The organism is Streptomyces diastatochromogenes, from assembly GCF_002242805.1.
GTDB classification, from domain to species: Bacteria; Actinomycetota; Actinomycetes; order Streptomycetales; family Streptomycetaceae; genus Streptomyces; species Streptomyces diastatochromogenes.
Genome location: NZ_MCGQ01000007.1, coordinates 22884 through 38333, shown reverse-complemented (window position 1 = coordinate 38333; position 15450 = coordinate 22884). Strand labels below are relative to the sequence as shown.

Annotated in this window: 16 protein-coding genes; 11 read left to right on the top strand and 5 right to left on the bottom strand. The window is 72.5% G+C overall.

Translation table 11 applies throughout. From position 1 onward, the window contains the following. The first annotated feature begins 114 nt into the window (after window positions 1-114). The 5 genes from BEK98_RS04785 (at window position 115) to BEK98_RS04765 (ending at window position 5964) form a co-directional block, all read left to right on the top strand. Window positions 115-2358 (top strand): hypothetical protein, encoded by a 2244-nt coding sequence (locus BEK98_RS04785; RefSeq protein ID WP_167444089.1) that lies wholly within the window; start codon window positions 115-117, stop codon window positions 2356-2358. Between the two features lie 138 nt (window positions 2359-2496). Then, on the top strand, window positions 2497-3426 hold the full coding sequence (locus BEK98_RS04780) for an ABC transporter ATP-binding protein (RefSeq protein WP_208643007.1): 930 nt from the start codon (window positions 2497-2499) through the stop codon (window positions 3424-3426). Continuing rightward, window positions 3423-4163: an ABC transporter permease gene (locus BEK98_RS04775; protein ID WP_094215112.1), complete on the top strand. Its 741-nt coding sequence runs from the start codon at window positions 3423-3425 to the stop codon at window positions 4161-4163. Before BEK98_RS04780 ends, BEK98_RS04775 begins: the two co-directional genes overlap by 4 nt. Next, window positions 4160-5353, top strand: a complete 1194-nt coding sequence (locus tag BEK98_RS04770; RefSeq protein WP_425276587.1) for a sensor histidine kinase — start codon at window positions 4160-4162, stop codon at window positions 5351-5353. Before BEK98_RS04775 ends, BEK98_RS04770 begins: the two co-directional genes overlap by 4 nt. After that, window positions 5350-5964 (top strand): response regulator transcription factor, encoded by a 615-nt coding sequence (locus BEK98_RS04765; protein ID WP_094215111.1) that lies wholly within the window; start codon window positions 5350-5352, stop codon window positions 5962-5964. Before BEK98_RS04770 ends, BEK98_RS04765 begins: the two co-directional genes overlap by 4 nt. Window positions 5965-5987: 23 nt before the next feature. Here BEK98_RS04765 and BEK98_RS04760 read toward each other — a convergent pair whose 3' ends face one another. Both BEK98_RS04760 and BEK98_RS04755 read right to left on the bottom strand, forming a co-directional pair. Further along, window positions 5988-6854: a transglutaminase family protein gene (locus BEK98_RS04760; RefSeq protein WP_094215110.1), complete on the bottom strand. Its 867-nt coding sequence runs from the start codon at window positions 6852-6854 to the stop codon at window positions 5988-5990. A 29-nt stretch (window positions 6855-6883) separates the two neighbouring features. Then, on the bottom strand, window positions 6884-7936 hold the full coding sequence (locus tag BEK98_RS04755; RefSeq protein ID WP_094215109.1) for a GNAT family N-acetyltransferase: 1053 nt from the start codon (window positions 7934-7936) through the stop codon (window positions 6884-6886). A gap of 141 nt (window positions 7937-8077) precedes the next feature. Here BEK98_RS04755 and fdxA point away from each other — a divergent pair, with 141 nt between their 5' ends. Together fdxA and BEK98_RS04745 are read left to right on the top strand one after the other, a co-directional pair. Continuing rightward, a complete protein-coding gene (gene fdxA, locus BEK98_RS04750) occupies window positions 8078-8395 on the top strand; it encodes a ferredoxin (protein WP_010047804.1) in 318 nt (105 codons plus the stop codon). Window positions 8396-8519: 124 nt separating this feature from the next. After that, on the top strand, window positions 8520-9617 hold the full coding sequence (locus BEK98_RS04745; protein ID WP_094215108.1) for a bifunctional succinyldiaminopimelate transaminase/glutamate-prephenate aminotransferase: 1098 nt from the start codon (window positions 8520-8522) through the stop codon (window positions 9615-9617). Window positions 9618-9710: 93 nt separating this feature from the next. Here BEK98_RS04745 and BEK98_RS04740 read toward each other — a convergent pair whose 3' ends face one another. Beyond that, window positions 9711-10163 carry an ATP-binding protein gene (locus BEK98_RS04740; protein ID WP_094215107.1) on the bottom strand — a complete coding sequence of 151 codons (453 nt, stop codon included), beginning with the start codon at window positions 10161-10163 and terminating at the stop codon, window positions 9711-9713. Window positions 10164-10439: 276 nt separating this feature from the next. Further along, window positions 10440-11432, bottom strand: coding sequence for a VldE C-terminal domain-containing protein (locus BEK98_RS04735; RefSeq protein ID WP_208643006.1), 993 nt, complete (start codon window positions 11430-11432; stop codon window positions 10440-10442). A 97-nt stretch (window positions 11433-11529) separates the two neighbouring features. On the opposite strand from BEK98_RS04735, the gene dapE reads away from it, so the two are divergent. Beyond that, window positions 11530-12609: a succinyl-diaminopimelate desuccinylase gene (gene dapE, locus BEK98_RS04730; protein ID WP_094215105.1), complete on the top strand. Its 1080-nt coding sequence runs from the start codon at window positions 11530-11532 to the stop codon at window positions 12607-12609. Between the two features lie 104 nt (window positions 12610-12713). Beyond that, the gene (locus BEK98_RS04725; RefSeq protein ID WP_094215104.1) at window positions 12714-13472 is read left to right on the top strand and encodes an LOG family protein; all 759 of its coding nucleotides are present in this window, start codon (window positions 12714-12716) and stop codon (window positions 13470-13472) included. Window positions 13473-13502: 30 nt separating this feature from the next. Here the strand turns inward: BEK98_RS04725 and folP are convergent, their stop codons facing one another. Continuing rightward, entirely contained in the window at window positions 13503-14363 is an 861-nt protein-coding gene (folP, locus tag BEK98_RS04720; protein WP_094215103.1) for a dihydropteroate synthase, read from the bottom strand. Window positions 14364-14501: 138 nt separating this feature from the next. Between folP and BEK98_RS04715 the strand changes: the two genes are divergently transcribed. Beyond that, window positions 14502-14855 (top strand): DivIVA domain-containing protein, encoded by a 354-nt coding sequence (locus tag BEK98_RS04715; RefSeq protein ID WP_094215102.1) that lies wholly within the window; start codon window positions 14502-14504, stop codon window positions 14853-14855. Beyond that, window positions 14852-15448, top strand: coding sequence for a DNA-3-methyladenine glycosylase I (locus BEK98_RS04710; RefSeq protein ID WP_094215101.1), 597 nt, complete (start codon window positions 14852-14854; stop codon window positions 15446-15448). The genes BEK98_RS04715 and BEK98_RS04710 overlap by 4 nt, the downstream gene beginning before the upstream one ends. Window positions 15449-15450 lie beyond the last annotated feature (2 nt).

Here is a 15450-nt window from a genome sequence, read left to right as displayed (position 1 = left end):
GGTTTCCTCAGCGGTCATGGGATACGCGCCAGACGTGCCCAGTATGGTGGTGCGCGCCGCCGAGCTGCCCGCTGAGGTCGTAACGGGCGGCGGAGCCAACCGGGAGAACCTGCCTTGAGTCGTGAAACTGACACTCCGTCCTCCGGGCCCAACGGGACCGGCGCAGCCGCATACCCCTCGGGGACGCCGCCGTACGGGACCCCCATGGCTGCCGACGCCGGTGCGGACGGGGGCCGTTCGGCCACCCAGCCCGAGGAGCGCAAGACCGAGACCACGCTGACGACGCGGATCCGGATCAACATCCCCGGATCCCGGCCCATCCCGCCCGTCGTCGTGCGCAAGCCCGTCGGGGACGGCGAGGGAGCCGGGGACGACTCCGGCGCCGACCAGCGGCCGGCCCCCGCCGCCGCGACGCCCACCGGCACCGTCGAACCCCCCGCCGAACCCGCTCCGCAGGCCGAGGAGAAGACCAGCGACTGGTTCGCGCCCCGCAAGTCCGGCGCGCCCAAGGGCGGTCAGGGCGGCGGCGGCACGAACGGGGCCGGGACGCCCGGCGGTTCCGCGGCCGCGCCGAGCGCCCAGCCGGGTGGTCCTGGTGCCACCGGTGCCCGCCCCGGCGGCGGCCGCCCCGGCGGTGTGGTCGGCGCCATGAGCGTGCCCGGCGGCTCCTCCCGCCCCGGCGGTACGAACGGCTCGGGCCTGCCCAGCGCCACCGGCGGCCCCGTGGCCCCGGGGCACGGCGGCGGCACCGGCTCCTTCGACGTGACCGAGGCGCTGGCCGCGGGCCCGCGCGGCGGCTCCCGCCCCGGCGCGACCGGCGGCGGCGAACCGAGCCGCGACGACCTGCCGTACTTCGCGGAGAGCGGCGGCCAGAGCGGCTTCGGCGGCAGCGGCACCCCCGGCGCGAGCGGAACCGGCGGCCCCGGCGGACCCAGCGGCTTCAACGGGCCGAACGCCCAGGGCGGCCGCGGCCCGCAGGGCCCGGCGGGCCCCACCAGCGGCCCGGTCACCGGCGACGGACCGTTCGTCCCGCCGGCCACCCCGCGCAGCTCGCTCAGCGACTTCGACCGCGATCTGGGCGAGTCCTTCGACAGCCCGGGCGGCTACGGCGACACCGGCAGCCACCCGCTGCCCGGCGGCCCGCTCGCCGGCCCCGGTATGGCACCCGGCGGCGGCCTCAGCGACGACACCGCGATCCTCACCCCGCAGAAGCCGGCCCCCGAACCGGGCACGCCCGGCTACCGCGCCCCGGACAACGTCTCCGGGCACACCGTCACCAGCGGCATCCCGATCGTCCCGTCCGCCGGGAACGCCCCGTTCGGCTCCGGTGCGCACCCCGACGGCCCGGTCCCGCACCAGGCGCCCAAGCTGCCCGACCCGGCCCCGCAGCCCAAGGCGGCGGCCAAGCCGAAGAAGAAGGGCCGCAGCAAGCTCGTGCTGCTCGGCGTCGGCGTGTTCGTCCTCGCGGGCGGTGTCTACGGCGCCGGCCTGCTGATGAACCACACCGACGTGCCCAAGGGCACCACGGTGCTCGGCGTCGACATCGGCGGCGGCACCCGCGACGACGCCGTCAAGAAGCTCGACGAGGCCTTCGGCAGCCGGGTGAACAAGCCGCTGAAGCTGTCCGTGGGCGGGAAGACGGTGTCCCTGACGCCGGACAACGCGGGGCTGCAGTTCGACTTCCAGAGCACGGTCGGCGCGGCCGCGACGAGCGACTACAACCCGGTCTCCGTGATCGGCTCCCTCTTCGGTCAGAAGCGGGTGGTCGAACCGGCCATGCCGGTCGACGAGGAGAAGCTCCAGGCCGCGCTCGAGCAGGCCGGCGGCGGCTCCGGTTCGGTCGTCGACGGCACCATCAAATTCGAGTCCGGCAAGGCCGTGGCCGTCTACGGCAAGGCGGGCAAGGGCATCGACGCTGCCCAGTCGACCAAGGCGGTCGAACAGGCCTACCGCACGCTGGTGGAGACGGGCACGGCGGCTCCGGTCGCCGTACCGACGACCACCCAGCAGCCGACGGTCTCGAACGCCGAGGTCGACCGGGAGATGAAGGAGTTCGCGAAGCCCGCGATGTCCGGCCTCGTCCACGTCCAGACCGACGCGGCGCACAGCATCCCGCTCGGCCCCGTGTCACTGCCGAAGATCCTCGGCGTCAAGGCCGTCGACGGCAAGCTCGTCGAGACGTACGACCTCGAGGCGCTCAAGAAGGCGTACGGCGCCACCTTCGACGGCGTACAGATCCAGACCGCGACCGGGAAGCGTGGCGTTCTGCCGCAGGACGTCGTCGCCGCGCTGCGCAAGGCCCTGCTCGGCAAGACGGCGGCGGCGCGCATCGGAGTCATCGAGACCAACCCGAGCTAGCGCCCCCCGGAAAGGGGCGCCCGGTGTCCGCCGGGCGCCCCTTTCCGTCTGTCACCCCGCGCGCATGACATCTGTCATCCGGCACTCAGGACCCCCGACACTGCCGCGTCCAGGGCCCCCACGGCCAGCATGGTGGGCATGACAACGACAGCGGCACCGGCCACCACCACCCCGGTGGTCGGGTTCGACCAGGTGACCAAGACGTACGGGAGCGTGCGGGCCGTCGACGGGCTCTCGCTCCGGCTGTACCCGGGCGAGACCGTCGCCCTCCTCGGCCCGAACGGGGCCGGCAAGTCCACCACCCTCGACCTGCTGCTCGGCCTCAAGCAGGCCGACGGCGGCACGGTCAGCGTGTTCGGCACCAGCCCGCGCGAGGCGATCGTCGCCGGGCGGGTCGGGGCCATGCTGCAGAGCGGCGGGCTGATGGACGAGGTCACCGTCGCCGAGCTGGTGAAGCTGGCCTGCTCGCTGCACCCGAAACCGTACAAGGCCGACGACGTCCTCGCCCGCGCGAGCCTCACGCAGATCGCCGACCGCAAGGTCAACAAGCTCTCCGGCGGCCAGGCCCAGCGCGTCCGCTTCGCGCTCGCCACCGCGGGCGACAGCGACCTGATCGTCCTGGACGAGCCGACCACCGGCATGGACGTCTCCGCCCGCCACGCCTTCTGGGCCACCATGCGCGAGCAGGCCGACCAGGGCCGTACGGTCCTCTTCGCCACCCACTACCTCGAAGAGGCCGACGCCATCGCCGACCGCGTGCTCGTGCTGCACCGTGGCCGCCTGCTCGCCGACGGCACCGCCGCCGAGATCAAGGCCAAGGCGGGCGCCCGCCGGGTCTCCTTCGACCTGGAGGGCGAGATCGACGAGGCGGGCCTGCGCGGACTGCCCTTCCTCACTTCCGTCGACGTATCCGGTCAGACCGTCCGCATCCAGTCCTCCGACGCCGACGCGACCGTCCACGCCCTCTACGGCCTCGGCGTCTACCCCCGCAACCTCGAAGTCGCCGGCCTCGGCCTGGAGCAGGCCTTCGTCGCCATCACGGAGGCCGAGGAGGCCAAGCAGTCATGAGCAGCCTGATCAAGCTCGAACTCGCCCGCGCCCTGCGCAACCGCAAGTTCCTGTTCTTCTCGGTGATCTACCCCTCGGCGCTGTTCCTGCTGATCGCGGGCAACGCCGACTCCAAGACGAAGATCGACGGCACCGGCCTCACCCTGCCGACCTACATGATGGTCTCCATGGCCTCCTTCGGTGCGCTGACCGCCGTCCTGATGGGCAACAGCGAGCGCATCGCCAAGGAGCGCGAGAGCGGCTGGGTACGGCAGCTCAGGCTGACCACCCTCCCGGGGCGCGGCTACGTCCTCGCCAAGACCGCCAGCGCGGCCGTCGTCAGCCTCCCGTCGATCGTCATCGTCTTCGTCGTCGCCGCGGCCGTGAAGGACGTACGCCTGGACGCCTGGCAGTGGCTCGCCCTCACCGGTGCCATCTGGGCCGGCAGCCTGGTCTTCGCCGCGCTCGGCGTCGCCATCGGCTACCTCGCCAGCGGTGACGCGGTCCGCCCGATCACGATGATCACCTACTTCGGCATGTCGATGCTGGGCGGCCTGTGGATGCCGACCACGACCTTCCCGCAGTGGCTCCAGGACATCGCCAAGTGGCTCCCCACGCACGCGTACGCTGCTCTGGGGCGGGCGATCGAGCAGAGCCAGGCCCCGCAAGCCCAGGACATCGCCATCCTCGTCGTCTCCTTCGCCCTCTTCGCGGGCGGCGCGGCCTGGCTGTACCGGAAGGACACGCTGAAGGCGTGAGCACCATGACGGAAGACCGGACGGCGGGGGACCCGCATCACGCGCCCGTGGGCTGGCCGCCCCGCAACCGGCGTGAGCTGCTGGTCAAGGTGTTGTGGATCGGCGTCTGGCTGGTCTTCCTCAGCTCGCCGGTCGACGACCTGATCAACGGCGGACACACCACCGGCGCCACCGTGGCCGGCTCGCTCGGCCTCGCGGCCTTCGTCGGGGTCTATCTGACGCTGGTCTTCCGCAACATCGGCCGGCCGTTCTCCCCGCGTCTCGTCCTCACCCTGGGCGCGATCCTCGGCGTTCTCGCCCCCGTGCTGGCCTACACCCTCGGCAGCGCCTGGCTCGGACTCTTCGTCTACCTCTCGGTGGCCTGCGGGGCGACCCTGCCGGTGCGGGCGGCCTACTGGGCGATCCCGGCGTCGGGCGCCGTGATGTACCTCATCGGCCTGCACTCCAACGAGAAGGAGGCACGCGGCCTGCTCCTTCTGGTGGTGCTCATCGGCTTCGCGATGACCGGCGTCGGCCAACTGGTGCGGACCACCATCGAATTGCGCAAGGCCCGGGCCACCGTCGCCCAGCTCGCCGCCAACGAGGAGCGGCTGCGCCTCGCCCGCGACCTGCACGACCTGCTGGGCCACTCGCTCTCCCTGATCACGCTGAAGAGCGAGCTGGCCGGCCGGATGCTGCCCGACCACCCCGGCAAGGCCGCCCAGCAGGTCGCCGACATCGAACAGGTCAGCCGCCAGGCCCTGGTCGACGTCCGCGAGGCCGTCACCGGCTACCGCCGCCCCCGCCTCGCCGCCGAACTCGCCGGCACCCAGGTCGCGCTGGCCGCCGCCGGGGTGGTGGCCGAGATGCCCGGGGAACCCGACCTCACCGGCATCCCCGAGGAGGCCGAGTCCGCCCTCGCCTGGGCGCTGCGCGAGGCGGTCACCAACGTGGTCCGGCACAGCGGCGCCGACCGGTGCGTCGTACAGGTCCTGCGCCGCCAGACCCTGGACGGCCCGGTCCTCGAACTCTGCGTCGAGGACAACGGATCCGGCGGTGCCGGCAACGGCCCGGGCAACGGTCTGACCGGCCTGACCGAGCGTCTGGAGAAGGCCGGCGGCGCGCTGGAGGCGGGCCGGGTCAAGCACGGGTTCCGGCTGGTCGCCCGGGTGCCGGCGCCCGCCTCGGCGGACGTAGGATCCGGGGCATGACGAGCACGATCAAGGTCCTGCTGGCCGAGGACCAGTCGATGGTCCGCGAGGCACTGGCCGCACTTCTCGGCCTGGAGGACGACATCGAGGTCGTCGCCCAGGTCGCGCGTGGGGACGAGGTGCTGGCGGCCGTCGGCGCACACGGTGTCGACGTGGCGCTGCTCGACATCGAGATGCCCGGCTGCACCGGCATCGAGGCCGCGGCCCGGGTGCACCGGGAGTACCCCGCGGTCAAGCTCGTCGTCCTCACCACCTTCGGCCGCCCCGGCTATCTGCGCAGCGCCATGGAGGCGGGCGCCGACGCGTTCCTCGTCAAGGACGCACCGGCCGCCCAACTCGCCGCCGCGGTCCGCAAGGTGCTGTCCGGGGAGCGGGTCATCGACCCCACCCTGGCCGCGGCCGCCCTGGCCGAGGGCGCCAACCCCCTCACCGACCGGGAACGCGAGGTGCTGCGCGCCGCGGCCGACGGCTCCACCAACGCCGAGCTGGCCAAGGCCCTCCACCTCTCCCAGGGCACGGTCCGCAACTACCTCTCCACGGCCATCCAGAAGCTCGCGGTACGCAACCGGGCGGAGGCGGTGCGGATCGCCCGGGAGAAGGGCTGGCTCTAGGCCTGTCCGACGGGCCCTGGGGCTCAGTTGAGCATCGCCCGGGCCGTGTGGGCCTGCTGCCGGGCCCGCCGGGCGACCGACTCGTCGACGACCTCGATCAGGTGGGCGTACGCGTCCAGCTCCTCGGCCCCCGCCACGAACTCGCCCCGCTGCACCAGCAGCTGACCCCGCTCGTAGCGCAACCGAGCCGGATGCGAGGGCAGCAGCAGGCTCAACTCCACGGCCCGCAGCGCGACATCCGACCGCTCGGGCCGGACCGAGGCCCACGCCCGTACGTTGTTCAGGATCCGCTGCACGACCTCCAGAGGCGTCGCGGGCACCAGCATCGACGGCTGCAGCGGCGCCCCCGTGGCCCCCGCCACCAGCAGCTCGGCATCCGCCCCGGTCAGCACCTTCCCGCCGTCGAACGGATCGGCCAGCACCTGCTCCTCGGCCGCCCCGAACCCGACCACGAAGTGCCCGGGCAGCGCGACCCCGTACACCGGGGCGCCCGCCCTTCTCGCCACCTCCAGCCACACCACCGACAGCAGGATCGGCAGCCCGCGCCGGCGCCGCAGCACCTCGTGCAGCAGCGAGGACTCCAGTCGCTGGTAGTCGGACGGGGTCCCGTGGAACTCGTAGCGCTCACCCAGCAGCCGGGCCAGCGCCTGCGCCCACGCCCGCGGCCCGCCCGGACGGTACGGCAGCAGCCCGGCCAGCCGGTCCAGCTCCAGCTGGGCCGCGTCCATACCGGCCTCGTCCAGCGCCCCGTCCGCCTCGGCACCCATCAGCAGGCACAGCGCCGACAGATCCGGCCGCTCCGACCGCGCCTCCTCCCCGAACCGCCGCCGCACCTCGGCGGACCGCTCCGGCGGGGGCGGATACGGAGGCGGAAGGTGAGGATGCCGCATGCCTGGCTCATGCCCGTCCACGGCGATCCCTACGACCGTCCGGCGCGGGTGTTCCCGGGCGCCGGGTCCTGGTGCTCGTCGCCGCTCTCCTCCGGTGCCCGGTAGTGGTGGTACGCGTGGTGCGGGGCGAAGCCGAGGTCGGCGTACAGGGCGCGGGCGGCCTCGTTGTCGTCCTCCACCTGGAGCCAGGCCGCCGAGGCGCCCTCGTCCAGGGCGCGGCGGGCCAGCGCGGCCATCACCTCGGTGGCCAGACCCTGCCGGCGCCGGGCGGGATCGACCTCGACGGCGGCGAAACCGGCCCAGCGCCCGTCCACCACGCACCGCCCGATCGCCGCAGGCGGCTCCCCGGGCGCACCGGGCACCGTCGCGAACCACACCGACGGGCCGCTGCCCAGCACCCGCAGAGCCACCTCGGTCATCCCCTTGCGCTGGTACCGGGAGAGCCACGCCTCGTCCGCCTCCCGGGACAGCACCACCCCGGCGCCCTCGGCCCGGTCCGCGACCGGCGCCAGCGCCCCGATCCACAGCTCGGCGGTCACCTCCCGCACCCAGCCGCGCCGCTCCAGCTCCGCGCCGAGCAGCTCCTGCGTGCCCTCGGCGCCGGTCGCCGTCTGGACGTACGCGGGCAGGCCGCGCTCGCCGTACCAGCGCCGTACGGCCTCCAGAGCCGCGTCGAGGCCGAGCCCCGGATCACCGAGCGGCAGCACACTGTTGGCGCGCCGCGTGAACCCGCCGGCCGCGCGCAGCTCCCACTCGCCGAGCCGCTCGCTCTCCACCGGCCGCCACGCGCGCGCGGTGATGCGCGCCAGCTCCGGGTAGCTCGCGGCCGGACCCCGGCGACGCGCCGGTGCGGCCGGCACCACCTTGCCCGCGACCAGCACGGACTCCGGGATCCGGACACTCTGCCCGTCCCGCCGTGTGATCATGAGCACGCCGTTGTCCCATGATGTGAGAACACCCACCGTGTCGGTGAACTTCTCCTCCGTCACCCCAGGTTCGCTCAAGCGCCGCACGGAGACCCGTTTGCCCACGTCAGCAGCGGTGATACGGACCTCGAGGCGTCCTTTCGCCGAGATTTCCACTGGTCAGTTCACCCCTCCTGTATGGATCATGCCCCGGAACGGAGATACTAGAGGCGGGCATCGACGACGCCGCGCTCCCGCGCGCCCAGGCGGCGGAGCCTATGGAGGCCCGCCAGCGCCCTATCGAGGAGGAACGACAGCGTGACCTACGTCATTGCGCAGCCTTGTGTCGACGTGAAGGACAAGGCGTGCATCGAGGAGTGCCCGGTCGACTGCATCTACGAGGGCTCCAGGTCCTTGTACATCCACCCGGACGAATGCGTCGACTGTGGTGCCTGTGAGCCGGTCTGCCCGGTCGAGGCGATCTTCTACGAGGACGACACTCCGGAGGAGTGGAAGGACTACTACAAGGCGAACGTCGAGTTCTTCGACGAGCTGGGCTCTCCTGGCGGTGCCAGCAAGCTGGGGCTGATCGAGCGGGACCACCCCTTCATCGCCGCGCTGCCGCCGCAGGCCTAGTGACCGTTTGAGCGGCCCAGCGGCCCCGTAGCCGCGCCGCCTCGGTCCCGTACGGCCCGATCGCCTTGATCACCGCCGTACGGGACCGAGGCGTTTGCCGTACCGACGAAAGCGAGCAAGACCCGTGTCCGCAGTCTCCGACCGCCTTCCGGTCTTTCCCTGGGACAAGCTGGAGCCGTACAAGAAGACGGCCGCCGCGCACCCGGACGGCATCGTCGACCTGTCCGTCGGGACCCCGGTCGACCCGGTCCCCGAACTGATCCAGAAGGCCCTGGTCGACGCTGCCGACTCGCCGGGCTACCCGACGGTCTGGGGCACCCCCGCGCTGCGTGACGCGATCACCGGCTGGCTGGAGCGCCGCCTGGGCGCCCGCGAGGTCACCCACCGCCACGTCCTGCCGATCGTCGGCTCCAAGGAGCTGGTCGCCTGGCTGCCGACCCAGCTGGGCCTCGGCCCCGGCGACAAGGTGGCCTACCCGCGCCTGGCGTACCCGACGTACGAGGTCGGCGCCCGCCTGGCCCGCGCGGACTACGAGGTCTACGACGACCCGCGCGACCTGGACCCGGCGAACCTGAAGCTCCTCTGGCTGAACTCGCCGTCCAACCCCACCGGCAAGGTCCTCTCCAAGGACGAGCTGACCGGCATCGTCGCCTGGGCCCGCGAGCACGGCGTCCTGCTCGTCTCCGACGAGTGCTATCTGGAGCTGGGCTGGGAGGCCGACCCGGTCTCGGTCCTGCACCCCGACGTCAACGGCGGCTCCTACGACGGCATCCTCGCCGTCCACTCCCTCTCCAAGCGCTCCAACCTGGCCGGCTATCGCGCCGCCTTCGTGGCCGGCGACCCGGCGGTCCTGGGGCCCCTCCTGGAGATCCGCAAGCACGGCGGCATGATGACCTCGGCGCCGACGCAGGCGGCGGTGGTGGCGGCCCTGGGCGACGACGAGCACGTCCGCGTCCAGCGCGAGCGCTACGCGGCCCGCCGCACCCTCCTGCGCGAAGCGCTCCTGCACCACGGCTTCCGCATCGAACACAGCGAGGCCAGCCTCTACCTGTGGGCGACGCGCGACGAGTCCTGCTGGGAAACGGTGGCCCACCTGGCCGACCTCGGCATCCTGGTGGCACCGGGCGACTTCTACGGCGAGGCGGGCGAGAAGTTCGTACGCGTGGCCCTCACGGCAACGGACGAAAGGGTCCGAGCAGCGGTAGCCCGCCTGACGGCGTAGCTACCGCCGTGGGCGGCCCCTACCGATGTAGGTACGCAAAAGCCGACGGGGCCCAGGAACTCCTGGACCCCGTCGGCCGTCACAGCCAGGCGCTCAGCCGCCCAGCGGCAGACCCTTCGTCGGCAGGGACGACGTCGGCAGCCCACCCTGGGTGAGAGACGACGTCGGCAGCCCACCCTTCGTCACGCTGGACGCGGTGTCCCCGAGGGCACCCCCCGCGGTCCCGGCCGCGTCCCCCGCGGCCTTCTGCACCTCGGGCGTCGTCTTCTTCACGGCACCGCCGCCGGTCTTGCCCGCGGTGTGCGCCGCCTGCTTGACCGCGCTGCTGCCCGTGTCACCCGCGAGACCGGTGACGTGCTGCGTCGCACCGTCGACGGTGGTGCCGGCGCTCGCCGCGTCCAGGGCGGTCAGACCACCGAGGTTCGGGGTGGCAGCCGGCAGGTTCGTGGCCGCGCCGGCAGAGCCGGCCGCACCGACCCCGGCGGCCGCTCCCGCTGCGACGAGCAGCGCGGCACGAGCGATCCGGCGGGTCAGGGGGAGGGACATGATGCTCCATTCGACGGGTGGAGAACGGTGAATGTGTCCTGAGTCGGACGCCGTGACTACCGCTCGAAGCCGACGAAGGTTGCGGACGCCAAAGGTAAAGAATGGATAACGCATCGCATTATCGTTTGTGGATAAAAACGGGCAAAGAACGCCGCCGTGTAGCCTCGCAGAATCCTTACAGCCCTTGATTTCCAAGGGATCCGGAAAACAGGCCGCCGTTCACAGGAAATCGCGCCCACCCCGAAGCCGCACAACCCGGCCGAGTGAGCCCCCGCACTACTGTCCGGTGACGATCCGGACCGCCCCCGCGGCCTTCTCCGCCCCCGCGGCCCCCTGCGTGCCGGTCGTGCGCCAGTCGCCGCCGTCGCTCCCCGCGGTCCACTCCCGCCCCGCGTACGCCACCCGCTGGATGTGCAACTGCGAGGAGTTGGCCACGGCCCAGTGCGCCAGCTGCCAGCCCCGCTCCCGCTCGTCGCGCCCGATGGCGTCCGTCCTGCGGCCCTCGGGCACCGGCACGGTCACGGTCCGCCCGTGCGCCGTCGCGGTCACACTCGGGGACGGCGACGGCGACGGAACCTCCGTACCGCCCACCACCGCCCCGGTCTCCTGCAGCGCGTCCCGCCCGAAGTCCCGCACCAGCGCGGCCCGTACCGCGTCCGGCCCGGTCGCCTCGGCGGTGGGCTCCGGACGCCCGTCGCAGGTCAGCGTGGCCGCCGCCTGCCCGGTCAGCGCGGCCGCCAGCAGCGTGGCGTCCGGCTCGTGCTTGGCGTACGCCTCCGGATAGCCGCTGCGCTGCACCCGCTGCGCGGCCACCGTCAGCGGCAGGTCGGTGTAGTTCGGCACCCTGGCCAGGTGCGCGTAGAAGATGCCCGCCGCGTACGCCGGGTCCATGACCTGCTGGTCGGTACCCCAGCCCTGCGAGGGCCGCTGCTGGAACAGGCCCAGGGAATCCCGGTCGCCGTGCTGGATGTTGCGCAGCCCCGACTCCTGGATGGCGGTCGCCAGCGCGATGGTCACCGCCCGCTCGGGCATGCCCCGCCCGGTGCCGACGGCGGCGATCGTCGCCGCGTTCACCGCCTGCTCGGGCGTGAACTCGTACGACACCCCGTCACCCGTGGCGGAGACCACCTTGCAGCCTCTCGCACCACCGCCTCCGGTGACGTACTGCACCACGAGATAGGCGGCGACGCCGCACAGGACCAACAGGGCCGCACCGATACGGAGGAGGCGGCCGCGGCGCTTGGGACGAGTGGGGGACGGCTCTGGCACGCGTACAAGGTACTGGAGCCCTCCCCGGCCCTCACCCCGGGTCCACCGAGCGCAGCGCTCACGGGACCGCGCGTGAGGGCGCGCTAGGGTCGAGGCCATGGCCGACACCTCGCTTGACCTCACGCTGGATGCCGCCGCGCTCACCGCGCAACTCGTGGACTTCCCCTCCGAGAGCGGCACCGAGAAGCCCCTCGCGGACGCCATCGAGACCGTCCTGCGCGCGCTGCCGCACCTCACCGTGGACCGGTACGGCAACAACGTGATCGCCCGGACGAACCTGGGCCGCGCGGAGCGGGTCATCCTGGCCGGCCACATCGACACCGTGCCGATCGCGGACAACGTCCCGTCCCGGCTGGACGAGGACGGCGTCCTCTGGGGCTGCGGCACCTGCGACATGAAGTCCGGCGTGGCGGTGCAGCTGCGCATCGCGGCCACGGTCCCCGCGCCCAACCGCGACCTGACCTTCGTGTTCTACGACAACGAGGAGGTCGCCGCCGAACGCAACGGCCTCAAGCACGTCGCCGAGGCCCACCCGGAGTGGCTGCGGGGCGACTTCGCGGTGCTGCTGGAGCCCTCCGACGGCCAGGTCGAGGGCGGCTGCCAGGGCACGCTGCGGGTCCTGCTGAAGACCACCGGCGAGCGGGCCCACTCGGCGCGCAGCTGGATGGGCTCCAACGCCATCCACGCCGCGGCCCCCATCCTGGCCAAGCTGGCCTCCTACCAGCCCCGCTACCCGCTCATCGACGGCCTGGAGTACCGCGAGGGCCTGAACGCGGTCCGCGTCACCGGCGGTGTCGCGGGCAACGTCATCCCGGACGAGTGCGTGGTGAGCGTCAACTTCCGGTACGCCCCCGACCGCACCGAGGAGGAGGCGATCGCGCACGTCCGCGAGGTGTTCGCGGACTGCGGCGTGGAGGAGTTCGTGGTCGACGACCACAGCCCCGGCGCGCTGCCCGGCCTCTCCCACCCGGCCGCCGCCGCCTTCATCGAGGCGGTGGGCGGCACCCCGCAGCCCAAGTACGGATGGACGGACGTGTCCCGTTTCTCCGCGCTCGGCGTCCCGGCCGTCAACTACGGTCCCGGCAACCCGCACTTGGCGCACAAGCGCGACGAGCGGGTCGAGGTGGCCAAGATCCTGGCGGGCGAGGAGCGGCTGCGCAGCTGGCTCACGGCGTAAAGGTTCCCGTACGCCGCTTCATGGCGGACACGCATACGTCCCCCCTCCGTAACCCGCGTAGATCTACTCTGAGATCGAACTACCGGCAAGCGGAGGGAGCGCACATGGCTACCGGAAACCCCGAGGGGAAGAAGCAGCCGCCGGACGAGCAGCGGCTCGGCCCGGTCCTCCGACGGCGCAGCCAGGTCACCGCCAGTACGACCGACCAGCGGCTGCTGGACGCGGGTGGGCCCTCCGACTGGGTCCACACCGACCCCTGGCGGGTCCTGCGGATCCAGTCGGAATTCATCGAGGGCTTCGGCACACTGGCCGAACTTCCCCCCGCCATCAGCGTGTTCGGCTCCGCGCGTACGCCGGTGGACTCGTCCGAGTACGACGCGGGGGTGCGGCTGGGCCGAGGGCTGGTCGAGGCCGGCTGGGCCGTCATCACGGGCGGCGGGCCCGGCGCGATGGAGGCGGCCAACAAGGGTGCGCTGGAGGCGGGTGGCATCTCGGTGGGCCTCGGCATCGAGCTGCCCTTCGAGCAGGGACTGAACCCGTACGTCGACATCGGCCTCAACTTCCGGTACTTCTTCGTCCGCAAGATGATGTTCGTCAAGTACGCGCAGGGTTTCGTCGTCCTCCCGGGCGGCCTCGGCACCCTCGACGAACTCTTCGAGGCCCTCACCCTCGTCCAGACCCAGAAGGTCACCCGCTTCCCGATCGTCCTCTTCGGCAGCGAGTACTGGGGCGGCCTGGTGACCTGGCTGCAGAACACGCTGGTGGCCCAGGGCAAGGCCTCCGAGAAGGACCTGCTCCTGTTCCACGTGACGGACGAGGTGGAGGAAGCGGTAGCCCTGGTCTCCAAGGAGGCAGCCCGCTAGCCGCTGACCCCGGGGGCCACGCCCCCGGGGTCAGGCCAAGCCGCGCCTGGCGACGGCGGGGGCCCGATGGCCGGCGATCGACGCCACCATCTCGAGTACCTGGCGTGTCTCGGCCACCTCGTGGACCCGGTACACCTGCGCACCCAGCCACGCCGACACCGCCGTGGTCGCCAACGTTCCGATCAGCCGTTCCTTCACCGGGCGGTCCAACGTCTCGCCCACGAAGTCCTTGTTGGACAGCGACACCAGCACCGGCCACCCCGTGGCGACCATCTCGTCCAACCGCCGCGTCGCCTCAAGACTGTGCCGCGTGTTCTTCCCGAAGTCGTGCCCCGGATCGATCAGCACCGACTCCCGGGGCACCCCCAGCGAAACGGCCCGCTCGGCCAGCCCCACGGTCACCTGAAGGATGTCGTCCATGACGTCGTCGTAGGTCACCCGGTGGGGACGGGTACGCGGCTGCACACCCCCCGCATGCGTGCACACCAGCCCCACCCCGTACCGCGCGGCAACCTCCGCGAGCCGGGGATCGACCCCGCCCCACGCGTCGTTCAGCAGATCCGCCCCCGCCTCGCACACCGCCTCGCCGACCTCGGCCCGCCAGGTGTCCACGCTGATGATCACGTCCGGGAAGCGCCGCCGTACCTCCGCGACGAACCCGACCGTCCGCCGCGCCTCCTCCTCGGCCGTGACCTCCTCGCCCGGCCCGGCCTTCACCCCGCCGATGTCGATGATCGCGGCTCCCTCGGCCACCGCGTGCTCCACGCGCGCGAGGGCCGGCTCGTCACGGAACGTGGCCCCCTGGTCGTAGAAGGAGTCCGGGGTCCGGTTCACGATCGCCATGATCACCGGCTCGTGAGGCCCGAATTCCCGCCTGCCCAGCCTGAGCATCCGCTGTGACCTCTCCTAGAACGTCCCGCAGTACGGCCGCCTGCGACCCTAACTGTCAGACTCGCATGGCACGATCGGAGCCTGACAGATTCAGCATCCGGCCCAGCGTCGGGCGCAAGGAGCGTGGGGACCTCAGCGATGGTTATGTTCTTGTTCCTGGTCGTCGCCCTCGCCGTCGTGGTGGGCGCGGTGACACTCGCCGTGGTGGGCGGCGGTGAGAGCGCACCGCTCCCGGAGGTCGCCCCGGATCGGCTGCAGGACCCGCTGCCCCCGGACCGCCCGGTCCGCAGGGCGGACGTGGAGAGCCTGCGCCTCCCGATCGCCCCGCGCGGCTACCGCATGGCCGACGTCGACGACGCGCTCGGCCGCCTCGCCGCCGAGCTGGCCGAGCGGGACGCCCGTATCGCCGACCTGGAGTCCGCGCTGGCCGGCGCCAGAGCGGCCGCCGCGCACGCCCGGCTGGACAAGCCCGGCCACGAGGAGCAGCGATGAGCGACGGGGCCGCCCTCGCCGGGCCCGACGGCGCGCTGCGCTGCCCGTGGGCCCTGTCCACCGAGGACTACGTGTCGTACCACGACGAGGAGTGGGGCCGCCCGGTCCACGGCGACGACGCCCTCTTCGAGCGGATCAGCCTGGAGGCCTTCCAGTCGGGCCTGTCCTGGATCACGATCCTGCGCCGCCGCCCGGGTTTCCGCACGGCCTTCGCCGAGTTCCGGATCGAGAAGGTCGCCGCCTTCACGGACGAGGACCGCGACCGGCTGCTGGCCGACCCGGGCATCATCCGCAACCGCGCCAAGATCGACGCGACGCTCGCCAACGCGCGCGTGCTCGCCGACTGGGCGGAGGGCGAACTGGACGAGTTCATCTGGTCCCACGCCCCCGACCCGGCCGCCCGCCCGGCCCCGAAGACCCTCGCCGACGTCCCCGCGGTCACCCCGGAGTCCACGGCCCTGTCGAAGGCGCTGAAGAAACGCGGCCTCAGATTCGTCGGCCCGACGACGGCGTACGCACTGATGCAGGCGTGCGGGCTGGTCAACGACCACCTGGAGAACTGTGTGAGCCGGACCAGCCCAGCCGCCCGCTAGCC

Excerpts from the sequence above, each read along its gene's own strand:
- BEK98_RS04710 (WP_094215101.1), top strand. The coding sequence starts at position 14,852 with ATGAGCGACGGGGCCGCCCTCGCCGGGCCCGACGGCGCGCTGCGCTGC.
- BEK98_RS04715 (WP_094215102.1), top strand. The coding sequence starts at position 14,502 with ATGGTTATGTTCTTGTTCCTGGTCGTCGCCCTCGCCGTCGTGGTGGGC.
- BEK98_RS04740 (WP_094215107.1), bottom strand. The coding sequence starts at position 10,163 with ATGTCCCTCCCCCTGACCCGCCGGATCGCTCGTGCCGCGCTGCTCGTC.
- BEK98_RS04765 (WP_094215111.1), top strand. The coding sequence starts at position 5,350 with ATGACGAGCACGATCAAGGTCCTGCTGGCCGAGGACCAGTCGATGGTC.
- BEK98_RS04760 (WP_094215110.1), bottom strand. The coding sequence starts at position 6,854 with ATGCGGCATCCTCACCTTCCGCCTCCGTATCCGCCCCCGCCGGAGCGG.
- dapE (WP_094215105.1), top strand. The coding sequence starts at position 11,530 with ATGGCCGACACCTCGCTTGACCTCACGCTGGATGCCGCCGCGCTCACC.
- BEK98_RS04775 (WP_094215112.1), top strand. The coding sequence starts at position 3,423 with ATGAGCAGCCTGATCAAGCTCGAACTCGCCCGCGCCCTGCGCAACCGC.
- BEK98_RS04725 (WP_094215104.1), top strand. The coding sequence starts at position 12,714 with ATGGCTACCGGAAACCCCGAGGGGAAGAAGCAGCCGCCGGACGAGCAG.
- folP (WP_094215103.1), bottom strand. The coding sequence starts at position 14,363 with ATGCTCAGGCTGGGCAGGCGGGAATTCGGGCCTCACGAGCCGGTGATC.
- BEK98_RS04780 (WP_208643007.1), top strand. The coding sequence starts at position 2,497 with ATGACAACGACAGCGGCACCGGCCACCACCACCCCGGTGGTCGGGTTC.